Genomic DNA, 21,403 nt, shown 5'->3' on the forward strand with positions numbered 1-21,403 from the left:
CAGGGCCGACGATGCGGTATTTCGAGCAGAGAAGCAGCTGACCCTGCGCCATTTTCTCCGCCATCTGACATAAGAGCCGCCAGACAGTCCGAATAGCATCTAATTCTAAGCAGCCAGTCGAGGAACCTTTCGCTCAGTTAGGCGCAAGTCTGCCGATAACCCGGCCTCCGTAGGGAGGCCGGGTTTTTGCTGTGCGCTCGCGAACGCCAGCAATGCAAGCGTTCGGCCTGGGCCGTGTTGCGCCTTTGACGATGGCTGCGGAAGCTTGGCTGGAACTGGTTGGCGGTCGCCTTGGTGCAGGAGATACGGTCGAAGGCGAGGTGCAGCTTGTGGGCCTTGATCAGGTTCTCCGCCTGGATCCGGGCACAATAGACCTTCTCGTACAGCGACTTGGGCTGACCGGTCAGATTGGTGACGATGAAGCGGCTGTCCACGCCCTGGGGGAGGCATCGATGCGGGCGATCACCCGGCGCTCGGTCTTCCAGGATTTGGCGGCGTAGGGGAATTCGGTGCGGCGCCGCACCTTGTCGCCGACGGGGACCACGCGGCGCAGCAGCACCTTGTTGCCGGCCAGACCGAAGACATAGCCGACCCGATGACGCTCGCACCCGCGGCGAAGCCGCGTCATCCGTGCCGAAGGCCTCATAGATATGGATGGGCATGAAGCAGCGGCTGTCGTGGTGGGCATTGAACAGGCAAAGCTGCTGCAGGCCCTAGGCCCGGTCCTCGGTGTCGTCGATGTCCAGGATGATGCGGCGGGGAACGGTGGCGAAGCTGTCGCAGAACAGTTCCACCATGGCCGCCATCATGCGCGTCAGCGCCACCGGGCCCGGCAGGTTCTCCAGGCGCGTCATCGTCGGCTGCGAGCGCAGGTCCAAGGGGGGCTTCTGGTTCCCAGACCCCGCATCTGGGGAAGGGCCCTTCGCCCCTTTTCCCTCGCGAGTGCTGGGTGCCGTCGGGTGGTTCCGCGGCGCGCTGGCGCAACGCCAGTGCGTATCGACGCGCCCGCTCTGGCGCCCATTCTCAACCAGATGCGGGCGCCTGGCCCGAATAGGATTGCGATTGAAAGATTGAAAGTACGCACTCAGTGGTATTTATAAAATATCGCCATGGTTTATTGTTCCTATGGTCGCTGCGGCAATTAATTCATTGTATTTCCGGTATAAATCCGTCCTGTAGAAATATTATCTGTAAGTAAAATCAGAAGATATCGTCTTTGGGGCGCGGAAATCTATCACTCTTGGGGATTTTCACATGGAAACATTAAGCGATCACATTTTGCCGGTGTTGCGGACCATGCCTGACGGGCCATTCCGCGCACCGCTGCTGAGGGGCTTTGCCAATCACAAGGCGGAATTCGCCGTTATCGAGAACGGTTTCCGCGACCTGACGTCGCGACGGCACGATGGTGAAGCCCTGCGCCGCTTCTTTGGAAGCTGGAGCCAGACCAACAACAGCGCCATGACCGTGGCGGGTATCAGCAACAGGCTGACTTTAAAGCTTCATCGCGGCGAACCCGTGCTGGACCAGCAATCTCTGCTGCAGTCCCTGGTTTCCCTGCATCGCATCATCGACGAAGACCTGGCGGTGACGCACAAGATCCTGCATTCGAAGATGTTCCACACCATGGCGACCGATATCGTCGGTGACGACGCCTGGCTCCAGACCCGCTACATCGACAGGAGCGCCGCCGAATTCAAGACGTGGAAGGACCACATGTCCTTGCGCGAACCCGATATCGCGCTGGGCCTGCTGACCACGCTGGCACATGAAATTTACACGCATGGTGAGGTGGAGTTCATCCTGCCCCTGTTCCGACAGTGGCTGATTGAGCACTTCCACTATACGGAAGAAGACACGGCCCGCCCCCTGCGCTGGATCAGCGTGCACTGTGGTGGCACGGAGAAGAACCACTTCTTCCATGCGCTGAATGCCCTGAACCATTATGCGCGGGCGTTCGACGTCGACTGGGAGGCCTATGATCTGGCCGGGATCGTGGGCCAGTATCTGCAAAGGAAGGCGGCCGTTCTTCAGGCGCTGTTTCCTGCCCCCGTACATGTTCATGAACATGCGTGAGGGACAATTCCCCATCCTGGTTGAGACGGGTGGCGCCGGGGTGGGGGCGCCGCTTCCCATGGTCGGCGGATTGCGCCATGGGGAGGTGTGTTCCGACCGTGCCGTCGCCCTTTCGACCGCCTATCGCGACCGGATGCAGGCGTTGGCCGGCTTGCTGGACATTGCCTTGCGGGCGGTGGTGCAGCGGTATTTCCTGGATGGCCGTATCCGGGCCATCTATTCCTTGCCGCCGGATTTGGAGGGCATCCTGAGGCTGGCCGCGCCCATCCCTTATCGCGTGGGATGGTACAGGCCTGACTTCATCCTGGACCGGGACGGCATGGCGCGGATCTGCGAGATTGGGGCCCGCTATCCGCTGAACGGCTGGATGGTCAGCCGCGCCTGGTCGCGTGGGCAAACGGATTTCTGGGATGATCTGTGCGCGCCCTACAGGCCCGGCCAAACCGTGGCGCTGGTCCATGCCAGGGAACCCAGCGGCGAGATCGACTATCTGTCGGACCACCTGCGGCGGACGGGCGTCGGCTTCATCGCCGCACGGCCGGGCGATCTCAGCCTGCTGGATGGGCATCCGCATGCCCAAGGCCGGGCGCTGGACCATCTGATCCTGCAGTTGGACCGTAGCGAGTTGCCGGCGCTGGACCCCGCTGTCCTGGCCCACATCGTCGCCCACCGCGCCTATTTCAACGATGTGCGGACCGTGATCCTGGTGCATGACAAGCGTGTGCTGGCGGTGCTGTCGGATGCCGCCATCATGCGTGACGCCATGCCGGCGGACCTGTATGCGCGGCTGCGCCCGCACCTCATCACCTCGGTCTGCGCCCGTTCGGCGGTGGAGGCCGAGCGGCTGCTGCGCTACGACGGGGATTGGATCGCCAAGCCCAGCAGTGGCGGGCGCGGCATCGGCACCCTGGTCCGCTCGGCCTGCGGCGAGGCGGAGTGGGCCGAGCGGGTGCGGCGCGACTGGCCGCACCTGATGTTCCAGCCCTATCTGGACCAGCTCGACTTCAAGGATCCGGATTTCCCCGGCCCCATTCACATGGTCGGCATGCTGCTGTGCCGGGATGCCCATTGCTATGGCAATGGCATGTTCCGCGGGTCGACCGACGCGGTGATCAACCTGCATCAACAGCGGGGTAAGCTCTACCGGTGCGAGGTGGCGTCATGAGCCTGTCGGTCGTCATTCCACTTTATAATCGGGAAGATTACGTCGAGGAGGCCTTGGCCTCCCTGGCAAGCCAAACCCATCTGCCCCACGAAGTGATCGTGGTTGATGACGCCTCGACCGACGATGGCGCGCGGGTGGCCCAGGCGGGCCTGGATCATTTGGCCGCGCTTGGGGTCGCGCGGACGGAATTGCTGCGTCTACCGACTAACGGGGGGCCCAGCGCCGCGCGTAATCGTGGCCTGGAGCGCGCCAGCGGCACGGTCCTGGCGTTCCTGGACGCTGACGACCGCTGGCGCGACGACTGCTGCAGGGAAATCCTGCGCTGCTTGCACGGGTACGGCCTGGATCTGCTGGTGCTGGGGTTCGTTACCTCGAGGCCAGGCGATTATTTCCCGGACCTGGTCGCCCTACAGGATCAGGTCGTGCCGCTGGAGGGGGCGCTGCATCGTTTGCCCCGCGTGACGGCCAGCGCCAGCCATCCGGACTTCTTCATGGGGCGCGCCAGCAACGTGGCCGTGCGCCGCAGCGTCATCGGAAATGAGCGCTTCGCGGAAGGTCGTCATGTGAATGAGAACATCGATTTCTGGTACCGCGTCGCTAAGGGCGTCATCAAAGGCGGCGGCACCCCAGCCCGGGTGGGGTTGCTGGCGGAGCCACTGATCCGCTACCGGATCCTGGCTGACAGCCTGTCGCACCGGCGGTGCGATGATTGGCGCCAACTGCAAGTTCCGCCCAGCCTGGAACGTTTCCGCGCCAGCGGGGATGTTGAGGACCGCCAACTGTGCCGCACCTTGGGACAACGGTGGCTGACCTTCGCCATGGACAGTCTGCCGGACGATGCCCAGCGTGCCGCCTTCTGCGGCGCCCACGGCGCCCTGCTGAGCCATTTCGATATCGACCTGCCATTGTTATGGAGGGCGGCATGAGCCCGGATGCTGGCTGGATCGGGTCCGTGGGCGGCGAGGGCCGCAGCGTGGACGACATGATGGCGCAGGCCTTCCAGAGCGCGCGCCGCCATCCCTTCTGGCGCCACCTTTACCAGGAGTGCGACGATTGGCGTGACGCGCCGGTGTGCCAGAAGGGCGATTTGCTGGCGGCGCTGGACGGCTTTTCTCCGGCAGGCGAGGACCGGGGGATCTACCTTGTCCGTTCCGGCGGCAGCGCCGGCGGCGGCCCCCTGATCTTCCCCGTGGACATCGCCGAGAACCATGCCCAGCGGCAGGCCTTGGCCGAGCATCTGCTGGCCCGTGGGGTGTTCGCGCCCCGTTCGGTGGTGCTGAACCTTTTCGCCTACACCGGCCTCTATCGCACGGCGGCAATCGTGGATGACCTGCTGGAGCGGTGTTACGCCACCACCTTGCCCATGAGCGCGCAGTCCCCGTATGGCGACATGCGGGCGGCGGCGGAGTTGTTCCAGCCGACCCATATCGCGGGCACACCGTCCGTCCTGACCTTGTTCGCCAACTGGTGTGAGGGATCCGGCCAGCCTTTGCCCCGTATTCCGCAGCTGCTGTATGCGGGCGAGCTGATGCGTGACAGTGTGCGCGAGCGTCTGTGCCGCACTTTCGACATCCGCCAGATCTGGTCCCTGTACGGTGCGGCGGAGACCGGCATCTGGGCGGTCTGCGACGCCACCGCCACTCCCGGGTGGTTCAGCATCCTGCCGCGCATCGTGGTGGAGATCGCTTCGCCGGATGCGGAAGGGGTCGGCGAGATCGTGGTGACCAATACCTGGCGTGAGCGGTTTCCCCTGTTCCGCTACAGCCAGGGCGATGTCGGCCGCATCGTGATCCGCGATGGGGAACGCCTGCTGGAGGTTCGGGGCCGGCGGCCGCGCACCTTCCGATTTTATGAGATAAGCTACGACGATAGCGGTTTCGCCGCCGTGGCCGAGGGCTGCGCCGCCTGGCAGGCGGTCCTGGATCTGGGGGCCGGGGGCTGCGACCGGCTGGGCCTGCATGTCGTCTGCGACGACCCGGCCATCCTTCCCGTCGTCGCCGAGCGCTTGCGCCGGCACATGAAACAGGATGAAGGCGTCGACACGACCTACGTGCGTGCGGTCACCTTCGCCGATCTTCACATCGACCCCACGACGGCCAAGACGGCGACGCTTGTCGACCGGCGCCGGTGAACCTCCCGGGATGTGCCCCATGGAAAAGATAAACAGTCTTTTGGTGTATGAGTGGACAGCGTGGCGGGGGTATCTGATCAGCTACCTCGCCGGGGCTCATTGCACGGCGGAATGGGATGATGACTGGGAGGTGCTGGACGCGGCGTGCGGCCCGGACATCCGTGCGGTCCTGTTCCATCACCGCCTGTCGAACGCCGCCTTGTTCCCGCGCCATCGCCCGGCGTTTGAGCGGAAACTGGCGCGGCGGGGGATCAAGGTGCTGAACGCCGGCCGGGCGGACATGCGCAAGCGCACCCTGCATACCATGTTGGAGAATGCCGGCCTGAGAAGCGCCCGCGCCGCGCGTGAGGGTCCGGCTGACCAGTTCCTGTTCGCGAAGACCGACCTGAACTATGGCGGCGAGGCGGAACGGGCCTTGCCCGCCCACCTGCAACCATTGTTCTCCGCCCCGGCCGACTGTCCCATTCGCGGCTGGGACGACTATCGGCTGCTGCGCCGCGACGAGGTCAACCCGGCCTGGTGGGACGATCCCCACCTGGTCATCGAGAACTTCATCGCCCACGACGACACGATCTATCGCATTTATGGCTGCGGCGACGCGTTGGTCTGTATCCGCGCCCACAGCCCCGACCTGATCAAGAAGGAGATGGAGCGGCCAGGCGACCGCTGGGTCTGCATCGATCGCCGCCGCCTCGCGGCTGTGGCCGATGACCACGAGGGATTCCCCAGGGACATGTGGCGGCAGTTGGCCGGCTTCGTCGCGCGATACCCGTTCGATTACTTCTGCCTGGACATCATCCATGACGGCACCCGGCATACCATCATCGATCTGAATTTGACGCCTTATTACAACACCCGACCGCCCACGGCGGAGTGGTTCGCCTTTTTGCGGTGTGGCCTTCAACGGCTAGCGTCTCCGACCCTGGAGGAGGTTGTCTGATGAGGACCATATCCGTCTTGATCGCCGCTTTTCGCGCGCGCCGCTGGTTGGGCGACTGCCTGGATGCCGTGTTCGCGCAGCCCCTGCCGGCCGGCTGGCGCCTGCAGGTGCTGTTGGGCGTCGACGGCTGCGACGATACGCTGGATTACATCGGAACGGCGCCTTACCCCGCCCTGCAGAAGGTGCACCTGCGGCGCAATCGTGGCACCTACGTCACCTTCAACACCCTTATGCAGTACGCCGAGGGCGACCTGATCGCCCGCTTCGACGCTGATGACGTGATGTTGGACGGCTATTTGCGCCGCCATATCGAGGCGCAGGAAGAGGGCGCGGACCTCACCTTCTCGTGGAGCGTTTACACCGACGAGGACCTGCGGCCGACGTCCTCCATACCCGCCTTGCCGGACTACCGACCCGAGAGCGGCCACCTGCGCAAAGGCTCGCACGGCCAGTTTGTTGCCAAGCGGCACGTGTGGGAGAGGCTGGGCGGGTTTCGCGCCTGGCCGTGCGGTGCTGACACCGAATTCCTGATCCGCGCCGAGGTGGCCGGCTTCCGGAAGGCTGTCCTGGAAGAATTCCTCTACCTGCGCCGTACACATCGTGGGTCGCTCACCGCCCATCCCGAAACGAACTATGAGTCCAACACCCGGATGCGGTTGCAGAACCTGACCATCCAGTACCGGGAGGAATACAAGGCGGGGATGCGATCGGTCGCGGTCGAAAGCGAGGTGGAGCCGTCGGCAATCCTGCTGCGACCCGAAGCGGTAGCCATCCCCACGAGCCCCTACGCCTGTCCCGTGCCGTGAGCGCGGTTCAGCGAAAAACGTGTGTGAGTGTGCCACCATCGCCAAAAGGCCGCAGATGGCGAATGGATCGTCGCAAAGATTGTGCGATGCGGTTGCGCTAACAGAACCCGAGAGCGCCAAGTCCTGAACCTGACCAGACGAGATCTGACCAGTTGGCAGATCGCTGCCACGCTGGGTGCTTCGGAACTGACCATCCGCAAGCACCGCCCCAACATCATGCGCAAGGCCGGGCTGACCTCGACCGCCCAACTGATCGCCTACGCCCAGGGTGCCACCGCTCCGCAGGTGCCGCCGCCACCGCTGGCCTGGGACGTCTTGGCGCCGTATGGGGCGGAGGTGGTGCGCTATGTCGCGGCTGGCCTGAGCAGCAAGGAGATCGCCCGCCTTATCGATATCAGTCCGCCTCAAGAACGCAGTTCAATGTGAGCCGTAATGGTTAAGTATGCGCCAGGGCCGCTGAATGACCTGCTGTTGTGGAACCTCTCTGGGTGACGTTCTGACAGGTCAGATAGTGTGACGGGGCTTTACGACCCGCCAGCGCGCCGCTAGGATGGCGGCATATCGCGCCAATCCGGCTGGCGATGCAGGAAAGAGGCATGTCAATGGCCATGTCAATGGAAAGCCCACGCCCGCAGGCACGCGCTGCTGCGCATACGCTTTTGGTTGATCGGGCTCCGCTGCCCGCCGTCCAGCCGCAGGAGGAGAATGGCGCGGGAATTCTGACAGGTCACATGTCCTTCCAGGGCGGCGCCCTGGTTGTGCCGGACACCGGGCGCCCTGGCCTGGACCTGCCCGTGGTGCGCAAATGACGGAGCCCATCTTCACCTTCCGCGAAGGGATGGCGCCGCTGCTGATCTCCTTCCCCCATGTCGGCATCCGGGTTCCGGACCGGATCGCCGCCCGCCTGGTGCCGGAGGCCCATGGCCTGGCCGACACCGACTGGCATGTGGACGCGCTGTATGACTTCGCGGACGGCGTCGGCGCTTCCATCCTGGTGGCTGGCTACAGCCGCTATGTCGTGGACCTCAACCGCCCGGCGGATGATGCCAACCTCTACCCCGGCCAGGCGGGCACCGCCCTGGTCCCGGAGGTGATGTTCGATGGTACGCCGCTGTACCTGCCGGGGCAGGGGCCGGACGCGGTGGAAAAGGGGGAGCGGGTGGGCGCCTACTGGCGGCCCTACCATGCCCAGCTGGCGGCTGAGCTGGAGCGGATCAAGGCCCGGCACGGCTATGCCCTACTGTGGGATGCCCATTCCATCGCCGCCGAGGTGCCGCGCCTGTTCGATGGCCGCCTGCCGGACCTGAACCTGGGCAGCAACGCTGGTGCGGCGTGCGAGGGCCCCATCGCCGATGCCGTCTTCCAGGTGGCGAGGGCCAGCGATTACAGCGCCGTGCTGAACGGCCGCTTCAAGGGCGGGCACATCACCCGCCACTATGGCCGGCCGGCGGAGCATGTCCACGCCCTGCAACTGGAGCTGTCGCAGGATACCCATTTGGCTCCTGGCCTGGTGCCGGCGCTGGACCCATTGCGCTGCGCCCAGCTGCGTCCGGCGCTGCGCCGGATGATCGAAACCTTTCTGTCCCAGGCGGCCCGCCATTACGCCATCGCTTGAAGGTGGTTTTATAGACTATTGATTTCGTTCGGGAGTTCCCGTGTCATGCATACCTTCACCCTGGTTCCCGGCCACCTGACCCTGGCCGACCTGCGGGCCACCCTGGCCGGTCCCGTCCACCTGGTGGTGGACGACGCCACCCTGACCCAGGCGGAGAAGTCGGCCGCCACGGTTTCCGCCGTCATGGCCGCTGGCGACACCGCCTATGGCATCAACACCGGCTTCGGCCTGTTGGCCAAGACCCGCATCGGCAACGACCAGCTGTCGCAGCTGCAGCGCAATTTGGTGCTGAGCCATGCCGTTGGCACCGGCCCGCTGCTGGACGACGCCATCGTCCGCCTGATCCTGGTGCTCAAGATCTCCAGCCTGGCGCGCGGCTTCTCCGGCGTGCGTGGCAGCGTCATCCAGGCGCTGGTGGCCCTGGCCAACCACGGTGTCTATTCCTGCATCCCGTCCAAGGGCTCCGTCGGTGCCTCGGGCGACCTGGCGCCGCTGGCCCACCTGGTGGCGCCGCTGCTGGGTGTGGGGGAGGTTCGCGTCGATGGCCAGATCCTGCCCGCCACCGAGGGCATCAGGCGCGCGGGGCTGGAACCCATGGAACTGGGCCCCAAGGAAGGCTTGGCCTTGCTCAACGGCACCCAGGTGTCCACCGCCCTGGCGCTGAATGGCCTGTTCGCGACGGAGCGGGTGTTCCAGGCGGCCTTGACCACCGGCGCCCTGTCGGTGGACGCGGCGCGCGGGTCCGACACGCCGTTCGACGCCCGCATCCACGCCCTGCGTGGCCAGAAGGGGCAGATCGACACGGCGGCGACCTACCGCCGGCTGCTGGACGGCAGCGCCGTCCGCGCCAGCCACCTGGAGTGCGAGCGGGTGCAGGACCCCTATTGCCTGCGCTGCCAGCCGCAGGTGATGGGTGCCTGTCTGGACCAGTTGCGCATGGCGGCCGGCACCCTGCTGATCGAGGCCAACGCCGTCACCGACAACCCCTTGGTTTTCCCCGACACCGGCGACATCCTGTCCGGCGGCAACTTCCACGCCGAACCGGTGGCCTTCGCCGCCGACCAGATCGCACTGGCCCTGGCGGAGATCGGCAACCTGTCGGAACGGCGCATCGCCATGCTGGTGGACCCGCACCACAACGGTGGCCTGCCGGCCTTCCTGGTGAAGGATGGCGGCATCAACTCCGGCTTCATGATCGCCCACGTCACGGCGGCGGCACTGGCCAGTGAGAACAAGGGCCTGGCCCATCCCGCCTCGGTCGACAGCATCCCTACCTCGGCCAACCAGGAGGACCACGTCTCCATGGCCACCTGGGCGGCCCGCCGCCTGATCGAGATGGCCGACAACGCCGCCGGCATCGTTGGCATCGAGGCGCTGGCCGCCATCCAGGGCCTGGAATTCCACCTGCCGCTGAGGACGTCGGAACCGCTGGAGGCGGCCCGCGCCAAGCTGCGCGCCGTGGTGCCGGCCTACGACCAGGACCGCTACTTCGCCCCCGACATCGCCGCCGCCAAGGCCTTGGTGGTGAAGGGAGATCTGGGCGCGGGGCTGGAGTTCTAGTAAGAGGGGCCGGGACGGGCGGCGGAAGCGGGAGGAAAGCGGGCCTTGACCACCACGGAGGAACGCCTGAGCGAACGGGCCTACCAGGCCTTGCGCGCCGACATCATGCTCTGCCGTCTGACACCCGGGCAGCGGGTCAGCGAGGCCCTGCTGGCCGAGCGGCTGGGCTTCGGCAAGGCGCCCGTCCGCACCGCGCTGGCCCGCCTATGCCAGGAGGGGCTGATGGCGGCGCGGGCGCGCAGCGGCTTCACCGTGGCGCCCATCACGCCGGAAGACATCATGCACTGCTTCCAGGTCCGCCTGGCCCTGGAGCCTATGGCCGCGCGGCTGGCGGCGGGGCGGCTGACCGCGGCGCATGTCCGCCGGCTGGTGCGGGCCACCACCATCACCGTGGAAGCGGACGATCCCGACCAGCACCGCAAGATCCTGGAGGCCGACCAGGACTTCCACGAGACCATCGCCGAGGCGTCGGGTAACCCGCGCCTGCAACAAATCCTGCAAAACCTGTACGAACGCGGGCAGCGCCCCCTGTACATGGGCATCCCCCAGTCCGAAGGGGCGGAAGCCTACCGCGCCGGCAGCCAGCCGGTGCTGGCCGCCCTGATCGCCGGCGAGGGCGAGAAGGCGGCGCAATTGCTGTATGAGCACGTCTACACTGGCCAGGCTTTCGTCATCGAGGCGGTGCTGCGCCAGTACCCGTCGCCGGATGAGGATGGGGTCGATTAAAAATTTGATATGGCCCTGGGTCCGGAATGGGGACGGGGCCGCCAGAACGTGTTAGGACGGGGATAACGGATATGGCAGGGCCCCTGACGCGCCTACGCCATGAATGGGGAAAGGGTCGGGCATGGGGTTGTTCACGGTGAAGCCGGTCGATGCGCTGATCGCGGCCGGTGAGGGAAAGCATGGGGCCGCGAAGCTGACGCGCGGCCTGGGCACGCTGGACCTGATCCTGGCGGGCGTGGGGTGCACGGTGGGGGCCGGCATCTTCGTCATGACCGGATCGCAGGCCGCCACCCATGCCGGCCCGGCCGTCGCCATCTCCTTCGCCTTCGCCGCCCTGGCCTGCCTGTTCGCCGGGCTGTGCTTCGCCGAACTGGCCACCGTCATCCCCGTCGCGGGCAGCGCCTACAGCTACACCTACGCCACGCTGGGTGAGATCGTGGCCTGGCTGGTCGGCTGGAACCTGGTGCTGGAATACATGATCAGCGGGTCGGCCGTGGCCGTGGGCTTTTCCGGCTATCTCAACGCCTTCCTCGGGCAATGGGGGGTGCACCTGCCCACCAACCTGGCATCGGCCCCCTTGTCCTACTCCGATGAGAAGGGCTTCGAATGGACCGGGGCCCTCATCAACGGGCCGGCCGTGTTCATCATCGCCCTGTGCGGCGTGATCCTCAGCCTGGGCATCAAGGAAACGGCCCGCTTCAACAACATCTCCGTCGCCATCAAGGTCGGCGCCATGGTGCTGTTCGCGGTGGTGGGCATCTTCTACGTTGATACCGCCAACTGGCATCCCTTCATTCCCGAGAACACGGGTGAGGGCGCCTTCGGCTGGTCCGGCGTGTTCCGCGCCGCCGGCACCCTGTTCTTCGCCTATATCGGTTTCGACGCCGTCTCCACCGCGGCGCAGGAGGCGCGCTCCCCCCAGCGCACGGTGCCGCGCGGCATCCTCGGCGGCCTGGCTGTCTGCGTGACCCTGTACGTGGTGGTGGGCCTGGTCATGACCGGTCTGGCGCCTTACACCATGCTGGACGCGCCCGAGGCCATCTTCATTGCCATCCATCATGCCGGGCCAGCCCTGGCCTGGCTGGGCATGATCATCAACCTGGCCGCCATCCTGGGCCTGGGCTCCGCCATCCTGATCTGCAATTACGGCCAGATCCGTATTTTCTACGCCATGGCGCGTGACGGCCTGATGCCGCCGTCCTTCGCCTCGGTCAACCCCGAGCACCACGTGCCATGGCAGGCGACGCTGTGGGTGACGGTGGTGGCGGCCATCATCGGCGGCATCGCCCCCTTGGACGTGCTGGGCGACCTGGTGTCCCTGGGCACGCTGATGGCCTTCGCCCTGGTCTGCGTCGCCACCCTGGTTCTGCGCGTGCGCGACCCGCACCGCCCGCGCCCCTTCCGTGTGCCCTACCTGCCGGCGGTGGCCGTCATTGGCGCCGTGATCTGCGTGGCGCTGATGGTTTCCCTGGGCCTCAGCAACTGGATCCGCTTCGGTGCCTGGAGCGTGCTGGGCCTCGCGATCTATTTCGCCTACGGCATGCGCAATTCCGCCCGCCAGCGGCTGGCGCAGATGGCGGAGTGATCAGCCGGCGGAAAGCATGAGGGCCGGTTCGGCAGCGTTCCCGCCCATACGCCGCCAGCGATTTACGGCGCCACGATCAAACGAAACAAACACTTCACCACCCTTGTCACGTCCGTCTGTCGCGATGACCCCATCGGCGAAGTCACCCCCGGCACGTAAAAATGCGATGCCCGCTATCAGCGCCGGCCTGTCGATGACGATTGTTTCGACAAGAAGCAGGCGTTCCAACTGATCCGATATGTCGGACATGGAGAGGCGATACACACGTCGTAATACCCATACCGCCTCACAGACTGTGGGCAAGGGAATGACGATCCGTGTCGCTTTGACCAACAGGGCCCGCGCCAGCGTCGCCTGTTCGGGGTCATCATCAATGAAGACGCGGACGAGAATATTGGTGTCGATGGTGATCTTCATCGCTCGCCAGCCCAGCCGGCGGCGATCGCTTCATTCATCTCTTCGATGGTGAGTACGGGCTGGCCGGGTCGTTTCAGTGCACCGAACAGCTCCGTTATGGCTAGGCCCGGTTTGGCATGGACCTGGACCCGGCCGTCCGGCAGCAGATCAACCACGACCTTGTCGCCAGGCCCTATGCCCAAATGCGCCAGGACTTCCTGCCGCAAAGTGACCTGGCCCTTGGCCGTTACCGTCAGTTCGATGGACATGGGATGCATCCCTCATCTGGGAAACTTCCCCTATAGTAAGGCTTTAGATCCTTACTCGCAACCCAGCGACCTCACCCCTCCCAATCCTGGTCCAGCCGGCGGCTGGCCAGGAAGAAGAACAGGGCGCTCAGCAGGTAGAAGCTGAGGCCGATCAGCATGGAGTAGCGCAGGGCTTCCGTGCCGAAGCGGGGGGCCAGGAAGTCGGACAGGCGGCCGAAGAAGAAAATGCCGAAGCCGATGCCCACCAGATTGTTGACGAACAGGAAGATGGCGGACGCCGTGGCCCGCATGGCCGGCGGCACCACGTGCTGCACGGCGGCGATGATGGGGCCCAGCCAGGCAAGGCCCAGGGCCAACGGCAGGGTGCACAGCGCCGCCACCAGCCACAGCGTGTCGGCGATGAAGCCCAGGGCGTAAAGCGGCACCGCGATCAGGAAGGCGATGGCCGGCACCAGGGGGTAGGCCGCCTTGGCGCGGCCGCCCAGCCGGTCGGCCAGGACGCCGCCCCGCCAGATGCCCAGCGTGCCGGCCACCAGGCTGCCCGCGCCCAGCAGCAGCGACACGTCCGCCAGCTTCATGCCGTGCATGCGGGCCAGGAAGGACGGCATCCAGAACGCCAGGCCGTAGCCCAGGACGGAGCAGGAGGCGGCACCGGCGGAGAGCAGCCAGAAGGATGGCTTGGTGCGCAGGATGGTCAGGACGGCCGTCAACGGCACGGGCTCGGCCGCCCCCTTCACCGCGTCGAAGGCGCCGCGCACCGGTTCCCGCACCGCCAACAGGAACAGGGGCACCATCACCAGGCCGGCGACGCCGCAGACGGTGAAGGCCAGGCGCCAGTTGACCGCCGTGGCGATATAGCCACCCAACAGGATGCCCAGGGCGCTGCCGAAGGGGATGCCGAAGGAATAGACGGCCAGGGCGCGGGCGCGCTGGTGCTTGGGGAAATAGTCGCTGATCAGGGAATAGGCGGGGGCGACGCCGCCAGCCTCCCCCACGCCCACGCCCATGCGGCAGAGGAACAGCTGCCAGAACAGGCTGACCTGCCCGGTCAGGGCGGTGAAGCCGCTCCACAGCGCCAGCGACACCGCCATGATGCGCACCCGGTTCAGGCGGTCGGCAAGGCGGGCGATGGGGATGGCGAGGAAGGTGTAGAACAGGGCGAAGGCCGGTCCGCCCAGCCAGCCCAGCTGGGTGTCGCTCAGCCCCAGCTCCGTCTTGATGGGCAGGGCCAGGATGCTGAGGATCTGCCGGTCCACGAAGTTCAGGGTGTAGACCACGAACAGCGCCGCCATCACCAGGACGCGGTATCCCGGCCGGACCAGGGGGGTGGGATGGGCGGCGGCGGTCTGTTCCACGGTGGTCTCGCTCATGACTGTTGTATCGCCTTCTCTACCATGAAAGCCCGGTGGCGCCCTTGAGGTGCATGCCCCCAAGCGGCGCCGCCGTTGATGCCCGATCTAGAAGTGCAGGCCAACCGTGCCGGTGACGGTGCGCGGCGCCCCGTAGTACGCGGCGAAGGAGTTGGCGTAGGTGGCGCCGCCGAAGGGATAGCCGCCGATGCGGTAGCGCTCGTCCGTCAGGTTCTTGGCGTGCAGACCCACCTGCCAGTGGTCGTCGGCCGAGGTCCAGACGAAGTTCAGATCAACCAGGGTATATCCCGGCTGGTCCAGGATGCTGGCCGTGTCGTACAGCTGGGTGAAGCTGCGGTAGGATACGGTGGCGGCGGAGTTCAGCGTGCTCTTGTCATCAAAGGGCAGCAGATAGGACAGGGTGAAGCCCGTGGTCCATTTCGGCGTGTTCTGGAAGCCGCGCAGGTTGGCTACGTCCACGTACTGCTTGCTGGTCAGGTCATAGGACAGGAACTTGTCGAACTGCGCCAGGGTGTAGCCGACGTTGGCCTGCGCCGTCAGCTGGCGGGTCAGCTTGGCGACGGCTTCCAGTTCCAGGCCGTAGATGTGGCTGGACCCGACGTTGTCGACGAAGCTGGCGATGCCGGTGCTGGTGGGCACCTGGGTGGTCACCTGCTGGCCGGTGTAGTTGGAGTAGAAACCCGCCATGTTCAGGGTCAGGCGGCGGTCGAAATAATCGCCCTTCAATCCCACCTCATAGCTGTCGACCGTCTCGGGGTTGTAGCCCTTGATCGTGTCCGGGGTCAGCACGGCGTCGCCGCGCATGTCGAAGCCGCCGGACTTGAAGCCCTTGGAATAGGAGGCATAGCCGGTGATGTCGGGCGTCAGCTTGTAGCTGACGCTGGCGCGGGGCGTGAATTCGCCGAAGCTGCGGTCGTTGGTGTAGTTGGTGCGGATGGAGAAGGGCGCCTGCTGCTTGCCGCCGAACATGGGGCTGCGGATGCCCAGGTAATAGGCGCGGAAGACGCTGCCCGTCTTGTCGTCGTTGGTGTAGCGGGCGCCCAGCGAGATCTTCAGGTCGTCGGTGATGTCGTAGCTGAGGTCGGTGAAGCCGGCGATGCTCTGCGTCTTCACCGTGCCGGAGGTCAGAATGCTGAGGCCCAGGTTCTGCACGTCGGTGTCGAAGGCGCCGGCGGCGGTGGCGTCCATATAGTAGATGCCGGCCACGCCCTGCAGCCGCTCTCCGGTATAGACGGCCTGGACCTCCTGGCTGAACTGGTGGTCCTTGTACCAGGCCGGCACGTCCAGGTAGGGCTGGGGCAGGTTGTCGAAATCGATGTTGGTCTGGGTGTAGCCGTCGCGATAGGCGCTGATGGCCTTCAGGGTCCACTGGTCCGACACCGCCCATTCCGCCGTCAGCGACAGGCCCCGGTTGGTCACGAAGTTGTGGTCGCCCACGCCGGCCATGGTGTCGTAGTCGCTGGCCAGCGGCGGGGTGCCGGTGGGCGTCGCCGTCTCGCGATGGCCGCTCTTGGCGTTGGACATGTCGTTGGTCTGGTCGGCCGCCACCTTGATGGTGAATTTCTCGGTGGGCTTGAATTCCGCGCTGATGCGGCCGGCCACCACGTCCTTGTTGTACTGGTCGGCGCCGGTATAGAGGTTGTGGCCGTAGCCGTCGTGCCGATAGATCGCGACGGCGCCGCCGATAGCGAACTTCTCGCTGAGCGGCGTGCTGCCGGACAGCACGACGTTGTGCTCGTTATAGCTGCCGATCTCCACCCGCGCGTTGGCGGTGGGCTGGTCGCCCAGGTCGCGGGTCACGTACTTGATGGCGCCGCCGATGGTGTTGCGGCCGTACAGCGTGCCCTGGGGGCCGCGCAGCACCTCGATGCGGTTGACGTCGTAGATGTCCAGCACGGCGCCCTGCGGGCGGGCGACATAGACGTCATCGACATAGAGGCCCACGCCAGGCTCGAACCCCCACAGCGGGTCCTGCTGGCCCACGCCGCGGATGAAGGCGATCAGGGTGCTGTTGGAGCCGCGCGCCACCTGTACCGTGGTGTTGGGCGACTTGTACTCCAGGTCCGTCAGGTTGACGGAGCCCTGGGCCTGAAGCTGCTCGGCGGAGAAGGCGCTGACGGCCACCGGTACGTCCTTCAGGTTTTCGGCCCGGCGGCGGGCCGTCACCACCACCTCCTGCAGCACGTCGCCATCGGCGGCCGTGGCATCGGCTGTGGCCGCCTGCTGCGCCCATGCCGCATCCCCCAGAACCAGACCCGCGACCGTGACACCCAACACCCAGCGTGCAGCCTTGCTCATTCCCTTACCCTCCCGTCCGTTCATTATTGACCGCCGTTTCCCACCCGGGTGGGCAGGCCGGCGGCGAAGCCGGTGATGATCTCGTTGAAGCGCGCCGGCTCCTCCAGATGCGGGGCATGGCCGGAGGCGGCGAAGGACACCTGCCGCGCGTGGGGCAGGGTGGCCGCCAGCCACCCGGCCGTGCCGGCGGGGTAGAGCTGGCTCAGGGCCCCGCGCACGATCAGCGTCGGCAGGCGCAGGGCCGGCAACTCGGCCCGGAAATCCTGGGCCAACAGGTCCAGCCACAGTGCCGCCATGGCGTCGGCGTCGCAGGCGGCGACCTGTTCCTCCACCCAGCGGCGCAGGTCCGCCCGGAGGCTGCCGGCGGCGAAAATGCGCCGGGCGATGCGGGGGGCGAAGGCCGCCCAGTCCGTGGCCAGCATCCGGACCGCCTGGGGGCCGCGTGCCTGCACGGCACCACGCAGGCCCCAGGGCCAGCCGGCGTCGTTGCACAGGCGCGGGCTCATATCCACCACCACCAGGCCGGCCACGCGGCCGTCAGCGCCATCCAACAGGGTGCGCCAGGCGACCATGGCCCCCATGGACCAGCCGACCAGCAGGGCGCCCCGCACATCCAGTTCATCCAGCAGGGCGCGCAGGGCATCCGCCAGGGCCCGCACCGTGGGCCGCGCCGCCGGTGAGCCGCCATCCGTTTCCCCATCCCTGTGGTGTCGGGGAAGCTGGCACGGGGCAACACCGCCCGGCAAGTGATGGTTCAGGGCGCCGGGGAAGCGCCCCTAGCTGCGCAGCACCAGGCGGGAACAGCCGCCACCGGCCGGCTGCACGTCGCTGGCCAGCCCCGCCAGGGTCAGCATGGCCTGCACGTCCAGGATGGTGTCCGTGGACCGGGTCAGGGTCAGGCTGACGTTGCGGCAACCCATCTTCCGGAAGCGCGTGACCGCGTCCAGGATCTGGCGGGCGGGGGCGGAGAAACGGGGCGGCGGGGTATCAAGGGTGCTGGGGGTGGCTGCCAAGACGGCGGCGGCCATGCCGGGTTCCGGATTGGGGGCTCCGGTCGCCTCATGCGGATGCATGCGAGGTCCCTGGTTGGGGTTCGCCCGGGAACGACCCCGGACAACCAGGATATTGCGACCAAATGAGGCTTTTCCGCGACCGTAAAGTTGGGCCTGCGGCCGATTTTCCCATCGGGAGATGGCGTGGCTGTCCAAGTTAATGCGAAAGGACTACACCTCGCTTCCGGTAGCGCGGCCATTCTCTGCTACGTTGCCCCGACGTGCGTTTCACGAGGATGCCGCTTATGCAGACAACAGGCATGCTTAGTAGGGAAAACGCCGGTGATTGCCTGACCATCCTGGCCGTCGCCATCACGGCGGCTTTGCCGGTATGGAGGTTTAGCGTCGAGTACGGGTGGCTGGAGGTCGCCTTCGGTCGGTTCGCAATGTTCTTCTGGCTGGCAGTCGTGGCCTGGGTGATCTCGGTGATCTGCGCCATCCGTTGGCAGCGGCGCTGGTGGCTACTGCTCACCGCACCCGTCGTTCTTTATCCCGTGATGGGGGCCGCCGTCTTCATGGCACACTGCGCCCAGGGTGACTGTCTGTAAGGCTCCCGCCAGGGCCCGAAGGCCCCGGCGGGGACGATGCTACTTACAGCAGCTCAGCGATCTGCACGGCGTTCAGGGCGGCGCCCTTCAGCAGCTGGTCGCCGGCGACGAACAGCTGGATGGAGCGGCCGCTGGGGTCGCTGATGTCCTGGCGGACACGGCCCACCAGGATGTCGCCCTGGCCGGAGGCGTCCACCGGCATGGGGAAATAGTTCTTCTCCCAATCGTCGACGATGCGCACGCCCGGCGCCGTGGCCAGGATGTCCTTGACCTCCGCCGGGGTGATCGGCCGCTCGAACTCCACGGTCAGCGCCTCGGAATGGGCGCGCAGTACGGGCACGCGCACGCAGGTGGCGGAGATGCGGATGTCGGCGTCGCCGAAGATCTTCCACGTCTCCTTCACCATCTTCATCTCTTCCTCATTGTAGCCGTTGGCCGGGTCGACCTTGGCGTTATGGCTGAAGAGGTTGAAGGCGTAGGGGTGGGGCAGCACGGTGGGGGTGAAGGGCTTGCCCTCCAGATAGGCCCGCGTGCCCTCCCGCAGTTCCTCCATGGCGGCGGCACCGGCGCCGGACGCCGCCTGGTAGGTCGCGGCGATGAAGCGCGTGATGCGGTTCTTGGCGTGCAGCGGCCACAGCGGCACCAGCGCGATGATGGTGGAGCAGTTGGGGTTGGCGATGATGCCCTTATGGCCCTTCACCGCCTCCGGGTTCACCTCCGGCACCACCAAGGGGACGGCGGGGTCCTGGCGGAAGGCGCTGGAGTTGTCCACCACCACGGCGCCCGCCTTGACGGCGATGGGGCCATAGACCTTGGAAATGGAGCCGCCGGCGGAGAACAGGGCGATGTCCACGCCCGCGAAGCTGTTCTCGTCCAGGGCCTGGACGGTGATCTCCTTACCCTTGAAGGTCATGGTCTTGCCGGCCGACCGGGGCGACGCCAGCAGGCGCAGCTCGGACAGGGGGAAATCACGCTGCTCCAGGCACTCAAGCAGCTCGACGCCAACGGCGCCGGTGGCGCCGACGATGGCAACGACGGGCAAGGCCATGACCTTAGATCCTCAAAACGGAAGGGTGAAACATATGGAACGAGAGGCGCCATCCTCTTGTTCGTTTCGTACCCTCGTCAAGCGGACGACTCGCAGGGCTGCCCTGTCTCGGGTCGCAACCTAAGAAAGATTATTAGCGGGAAGATGAAGGGCCCCGTCAGCGCAGGGCGAGGACAACAACCGCCACGGTCAAGGCGATGATGGCGGCCCATTGCCAGCCGCCCCGGCCACGCCCCAGGCGGGTGGCCAGGTCGTCGATGCTGCGCGGGTCGATGGGCAGGCCGCCCTTGTCCAGATGCTCCGCCAGCCGGTCGGCATGACGCAGCAGCAGGGGCAGCTTGGACGCGGTGGCGCTGATATTGCGCACGGCCTCCGCCAGTCGTGCCTCCGGCCCCCGGTTCTCCCGCATCCATTCCTCGATCAGGGGGCGGGCCACTTCCCACATGTTCAGGCGGGGGTTCAGGGCGCGGCCCACGCCCTCCGCCGTCAGCATGCTTTTCTGCAGCAGCAGCAGCTGGGGCTGGGTCTCCATCTCGAACTGCTCGGTCACGGCGAACAGCTGGGCCAGCAGCCGGCCGACCGAGATGTCGTGCATGGGCTTGTTGTGCACCTGTTCGCCGATGGCGCGGGCCGCCTGCATGAACAGCTCGCGCGACTGGTGGGCGGGCACGTAGCCGGCATCGAAATGCACGTCGGCCACCAGGCGGTAGTCACGGTTCAGGAAGCCCAGCAGCATGTCGGCCAGATACAGCCGCGTCTGCCGGTCCAGCCGGCCCATAATGCCGAAGTCCACCGGCGCCAGGTGGCCGGACATGTTCACGAACATGTTCCCCGGGTGCAGGTCGGCATGGAAGAAGCCGTCGCGGAACACCTGGTTGAAGAAGGAATTGGCAGCCTGGCGCAGCACGTCGTCGGGGTCGAAGCCCGCCGCCCGGATGGCGTCCACCTGGTCCACGGGGATGCCGTGGATGCGGTCCAGGGTCAGCACCCGCTGGCTGGTGCGGTCCCAGTCCACCTTGGGGATGTTGAAGGTGATGTCGCCCTTGAAGTTGTCGGCCAGCTCGGATGCGGCGCTGGCCTCCATGCGCAGGTCCATCTCCATGCGCACGGTCTCGGCGAAGGTCTCCACCACCTCCACCGGCTTCAGCCGCTTCAGCCGGGGCAGGACGCGCACCGCCAGGCCGGCCAGCCAGTACATCAGGTCGATGTCGCGGCGGAAGGCCAGCTCCACGCCGGGGCGCAGCACCTTCACCGCCACCTCCTTGCCCTCCGCCGTCACGGCGAAGTGCACCTGGGCGATGCTGGCGGCGGCCACGGACTCGGGCTCGAAACTCTGGAAAATCTCGCCCAGCGGCCGGCCCAGCTGTTCCTCGATGATGGCCACGGCCTGGGATGTGGGGAAGGGCGGCAGCCGGTCGCGCAGCAGGGCCAGGTCTTCGGCCACGGCGTCGCCCACCAGGTCGGACCGGGTGGACAGGGCCTGGCCCAGCTTGATGAAGCTGGGGCCCAGCTCCTGGATGGCGGCGGCCAGGCGCTGGCCCTTGCGACCCGGCGCCCGGTTGTTGTTCATGCAGCGCAACAGCATGGCCACGCCCGGCGCCACGTCGCGGAACTCCTCCGGGAACAGGGCGCCATGCCGGCCCAGCGTGCGCCCGATGATGTACAGGCGGCGCAGGTTGCGCAGGATGCGAAGCATGGTCAGACGCGCCAGGCGGAATGGATGGCGGCCACCCCACCCGTCAGCGGCCGGGCGCGGGCGTGGCTGAAGCCCACGGCCTCCAGCCGGCGGCACAGCGCATCGCGCTCGGGGAAACGGCG

21 protein-coding genes and 2 pseudogenes are annotated in these 21,403 nt (G+C 66.4%); 13 read left to right on the forward strand and 10 right to left on the reverse strand.

Annotation, left to right across the window (positions count from 1 at the left end; genetic code table 11):
* Positions 1-137: 137 nt before the first annotated feature.
* Positions 138-688 (reverse strand): annotated as a pseudogene (locus I55_RS39590) (transposase).
* Positions 653-875: pseudogene (locus tag I55_RS36315) on the reverse strand (transposase); the annotation flags it as partial. The pseudogenes I55_RS39590 and I55_RS36315, both read right to left, overlap by 36 nt.
* Positions 876-1,254: 379 nt before the next feature.
* Between I55_RS36315 and I55_RS25810 the strand changes: the two are divergent.
* The 12 genes from I55_RS25810 (at position 1,255) to I55_RS25865 (ending at position 12,604) form a co-directional block, all read left to right on the forward strand.
* A complete protein-coding gene (locus tag I55_RS25810; protein WP_044563588.1) occupies positions 1,255-2,076 on the forward strand; it encodes a hypothetical protein in 822 nt (273 codons plus the stop codon).
* On the forward strand, positions 2,069-3,241 hold the full coding sequence (locus I55_RS25815) for a hypothetical protein (RefSeq protein ID WP_044563589.1): 1,173 nt from the start codon (positions 2,069-2,071) through the stop codon (positions 3,239-3,241). Before I55_RS25810 ends, I55_RS25815 begins: the two co-directional genes overlap by 8 nt.
* A complete protein-coding gene (locus I55_RS25820; protein WP_044563590.1) occupies positions 3,238-4,167 on the forward strand; it encodes a glycosyltransferase family 2 protein in 930 nt (309 codons plus the stop codon). The genes I55_RS25815 and I55_RS25820 overlap by 4 nt, the downstream gene beginning before the upstream one ends.
* On the forward strand, positions 4,164-5,372 hold the full coding sequence (locus I55_RS25825; RefSeq protein WP_159107272.1) for a hypothetical protein: 1,209 nt from the start codon (positions 4,164-4,166) through the stop codon (positions 5,370-5,372). Before I55_RS25820 ends, I55_RS25825 begins: the two co-directional genes overlap by 4 nt.
* A 19-nt stretch (positions 5,373-5,391) precedes the next feature.
* Positions 5,392-6,312, forward strand: coding sequence for a hypothetical protein (locus tag I55_RS25830; protein ID WP_159107273.1), 921 nt, complete (start codon positions 5,392-5,394; stop codon positions 6,310-6,312).
* The gene (locus tag I55_RS25835) at positions 6,312-7,118 is read left to right on the forward strand and encodes a glycosyltransferase family A protein (RefSeq protein ID WP_083901441.1); all 807 of its coding nucleotides are present in this window, start codon (positions 6,312-6,314) and stop codon (positions 7,116-7,118) included. The genes I55_RS25830 and I55_RS25835 overlap by 1 nt, the downstream gene beginning before the upstream one ends.
* 27 nt (positions 7,119-7,145) lie before the next feature.
* Entirely contained in the window at positions 7,146-7,544 is a 399-nt protein-coding gene (locus tag I55_RS35070) for a helix-turn-helix domain-containing protein (protein WP_083901442.1), read from the forward strand.
* A 170-nt stretch (positions 7,545-7,714) separates the two neighbouring features.
* Positions 7,715-7,927 carry a hypothetical protein gene (locus I55_RS25845; protein WP_044563595.1) on the forward strand — a complete coding sequence of 71 codons (213 nt, stop codon included), beginning with the start codon at positions 7,715-7,717 and terminating at the stop codon, positions 7,925-7,927.
* Complete coding sequence (hutG, locus tag I55_RS25850; protein WP_044563596.1) at positions 7,924-8,733, forward strand: N-formylglutamate deformylase; 810 nt, start codon at positions 7,924-7,926, stop codon at positions 8,731-8,733. The genes I55_RS25845 and hutG overlap by 4 nt, the downstream gene beginning before the upstream one ends.
* 45 nt (positions 8,734-8,778) lie before the next feature.
* Positions 8,779-10,293 (forward strand): histidine ammonia-lyase, encoded by a 1,515-nt coding sequence (gene hutH / locus I55_RS25855; protein WP_044563597.1) that lies wholly within the window; start codon positions 8,779-8,781, stop codon positions 10,291-10,293.
* 45 nt (positions 10,294-10,338) lie between these two features.
* Positions 10,339-11,019 carry a GntR family transcriptional regulator gene (locus tag I55_RS33505; protein ID WP_049974503.1) on the forward strand — a complete coding sequence of 227 codons (681 nt, stop codon included), beginning with the start codon at positions 10,339-10,341 and terminating at the stop codon, positions 11,017-11,019.
* Positions 11,020-11,140: 121 nt separating this feature from the next.
* Positions 11,141-12,604, forward strand: a complete 1,464-nt coding sequence (locus tag I55_RS25865; RefSeq protein WP_049974504.1) for an APC family permease — start codon at positions 11,141-11,143, stop codon at positions 12,602-12,604.
* Here I55_RS25865 and I55_RS25870 read toward each other — a convergent pair whose 3' ends face one another.
* The 6 genes from I55_RS25870 to I55_RS25895 form a co-directional block, all read right to left on the reverse strand.
* Positions 12,605-13,021, reverse strand: coding sequence for a type II toxin-antitoxin system VapC family toxin (locus tag I55_RS25870; RefSeq protein WP_044563599.1), 417 nt, complete (start codon positions 13,019-13,021; stop codon positions 12,605-12,607).
* Positions 13,018-13,269, reverse strand: coding sequence for an AbrB/MazE/SpoVT family DNA-binding domain-containing protein (locus I55_RS25875; RefSeq protein WP_044563614.1), 252 nt, complete (start codon positions 13,267-13,269; stop codon positions 13,018-13,020). The genes I55_RS25870 and I55_RS25875 overlap by 4 nt, the downstream gene beginning before the upstream one ends.
* A gap of 71 nt (positions 13,270-13,340) precedes the next feature.
* Positions 13,341-14,639 carry an MFS transporter gene (locus I55_RS25880; protein WP_199902726.1) on the reverse strand — a complete coding sequence of 433 codons (1,299 nt, stop codon included), beginning with the start codon at positions 14,637-14,639 and terminating at the stop codon, positions 13,341-13,343.
* Positions 14,640-14,726: 87 nt separating this feature from the next.
* A complete protein-coding gene (locus I55_RS25885; RefSeq protein WP_044563600.1) occupies positions 14,727-16,937 on the reverse strand; it encodes a TonB-dependent receptor in 2,211 nt (736 codons plus the stop codon).
* 23 nt (positions 16,938-16,960) lie between these two features.
* Positions 16,961-17,683 (reverse strand): alpha/beta fold hydrolase, encoded by a 723-nt coding sequence (locus I55_RS25890; RefSeq protein ID WP_159107274.1) that lies wholly within the window; start codon positions 17,681-17,683, stop codon positions 16,961-16,963.
* Between the two features lie 30 nt (positions 17,684-17,713).
* On the reverse strand, positions 17,714-18,010 hold the full coding sequence (locus tag I55_RS25895; RefSeq protein WP_148293959.1) for a hypothetical protein: 297 nt from the start codon (positions 18,008-18,010) through the stop codon (positions 17,714-17,716).
* 224 nt (positions 18,011-18,234) lie between these two features.
* On the opposite strand from I55_RS25895, the gene I55_RS25900 reads away from it, so the two are divergent.
* The gene (locus I55_RS25900) at positions 18,235-18,537 is read left to right on the forward strand and encodes a hypothetical protein (protein WP_044563603.1); all 303 of its coding nucleotides are present in this window, start codon (positions 18,235-18,237) and stop codon (positions 18,535-18,537) included.
* Positions 18,538-18,580: 43 nt separating this feature from the next.
* On the opposite strand, the gene I55_RS25905 is transcribed toward I55_RS25900, so the two are convergent.
* Together I55_RS25905 and ubiB are read right to left on the reverse strand one after the other, a co-directional pair.
* On the reverse strand, positions 18,581-19,585 hold the full coding sequence (locus I55_RS25905) for an aspartate-semialdehyde dehydrogenase (RefSeq protein WP_044563604.1): 1,005 nt from the start codon (positions 19,583-19,585) through the stop codon (positions 18,581-18,583).
* Positions 19,586-19,742: 157 nt separating this feature from the next.
* The gene (gene ubiB, locus I55_RS25910) at positions 19,743-21,281 is read right to left on the reverse strand and encodes a 2-polyprenylphenol 6-hydroxylase (RefSeq protein WP_044563605.1); all 1,539 of its coding nucleotides are present in this window, start codon (positions 21,279-21,281) and stop codon (positions 19,743-19,745) included.
* Positions 21,282-21,403: the final 122 nt, after the last annotated feature.

Origin of the sequence: Azospirillum sp. B4 (genome assembly GCF_000333275.1) — a bacterium.
Lineage (GTDB): Bacteria > Pseudomonadota > Alphaproteobacteria > Azospirillales > Azospirillaceae > Nitrospirillum.

Coding starts and splice junctions, on each gene's coding strand:
- I55_RS25810 (WP_044563588.1), top strand. CDS start 1,255: ATGGAAACATTAAGCGATCACATTTTGCCGGTGTTGCGGACCATGCCT.
- I55_RS25815 (WP_044563589.1), top strand. CDS start 2,069: ATGCGTGAGGGACAATTCCCCATCCTGGTTGAGACGGGTGGCGCCGGG.
- I55_RS25820 (WP_044563590.1), top strand. CDS start 3,238: ATGAGCCTGTCGGTCGTCATTCCACTTTATAATCGGGAAGATTACGTC.
- I55_RS25825 (WP_159107272.1), top strand. CDS start 4,164: ATGAGCCCGGATGCTGGCTGGATCGGGTCCGTGGGCGGCGAGGGCCGC.
- I55_RS25830 (WP_159107273.1), top strand. CDS start 5,392: ATGGAAAAGATAAACAGTCTTTTGGTGTATGAGTGGACAGCGTGGCGG.
- I55_RS25835 (WP_083901441.1), top strand. CDS start 6,312: ATGAGGACCATATCCGTCTTGATCGCCGCTTTTCGCGCGCGCCGCTGG.
- I55_RS25845 (WP_044563595.1), top strand. CDS start 7,715: ATGTCAATGGCCATGTCAATGGAAAGCCCACGCCCGCAGGCACGCGCT.
- hutG (WP_044563596.1), top strand. CDS start 7,924: ATGACGGAGCCCATCTTCACCTTCCGCGAAGGGATGGCGCCGCTGCTG.
- hutH (WP_044563597.1), top strand. CDS start 8,779: ATGCATACCTTCACCCTGGTTCCCGGCCACCTGACCCTGGCCGACCTG.
- I55_RS25865 (WP_049974504.1), top strand. CDS start 11,141: ATGGGGTTGTTCACGGTGAAGCCGGTCGATGCGCTGATCGCGGCCGGT.
- I55_RS25870 (WP_044563599.1), bottom strand. CDS start 13,021: ATGAAGATCACCATCGACACCAATATTCTCGTCCGCGTCTTCATTGAT.
- I55_RS25875 (WP_044563614.1), bottom strand. CDS start 13,269: ATGTCCATCGAACTGACGGTAACGGCCAAGGGCCAGGTCACTTTGCGG.
- I55_RS25880 (WP_199902726.1), bottom strand. CDS start 14,639: ATGAGCGAGACCACCGTGGAACAGACCGCCGCCGCCCATCCCACCCCC.
- I55_RS25885 (WP_044563600.1), bottom strand. CDS start 16,937: ATGAGCAAGGCTGCACGCTGGGTGTTGGGTGTCACGGTCGCGGGTCTG.
- I55_RS25895 (WP_148293959.1), bottom strand. CDS start 18,010: ATGCATCCGCATGAGGCGACCGGAGCCCCCAATCCGGAACCCGGCATG.
- I55_RS25900 (WP_044563603.1), top strand. CDS start 18,235: ATGCAGACAACAGGCATGCTTAGTAGGGAAAACGCCGGTGATTGCCTG.
- I55_RS25905 (WP_044563604.1), bottom strand. CDS start 19,585: ATGGCCTTGCCCGTCGTTGCCATCGTCGGCGCCACCGGCGCCGTTGGC.
- ubiB (WP_044563605.1), bottom strand. CDS start 21,281: ATGCTTCGCATCCTGCGCAACCTGCGCCGCCTGTACATCATCGGGCGC.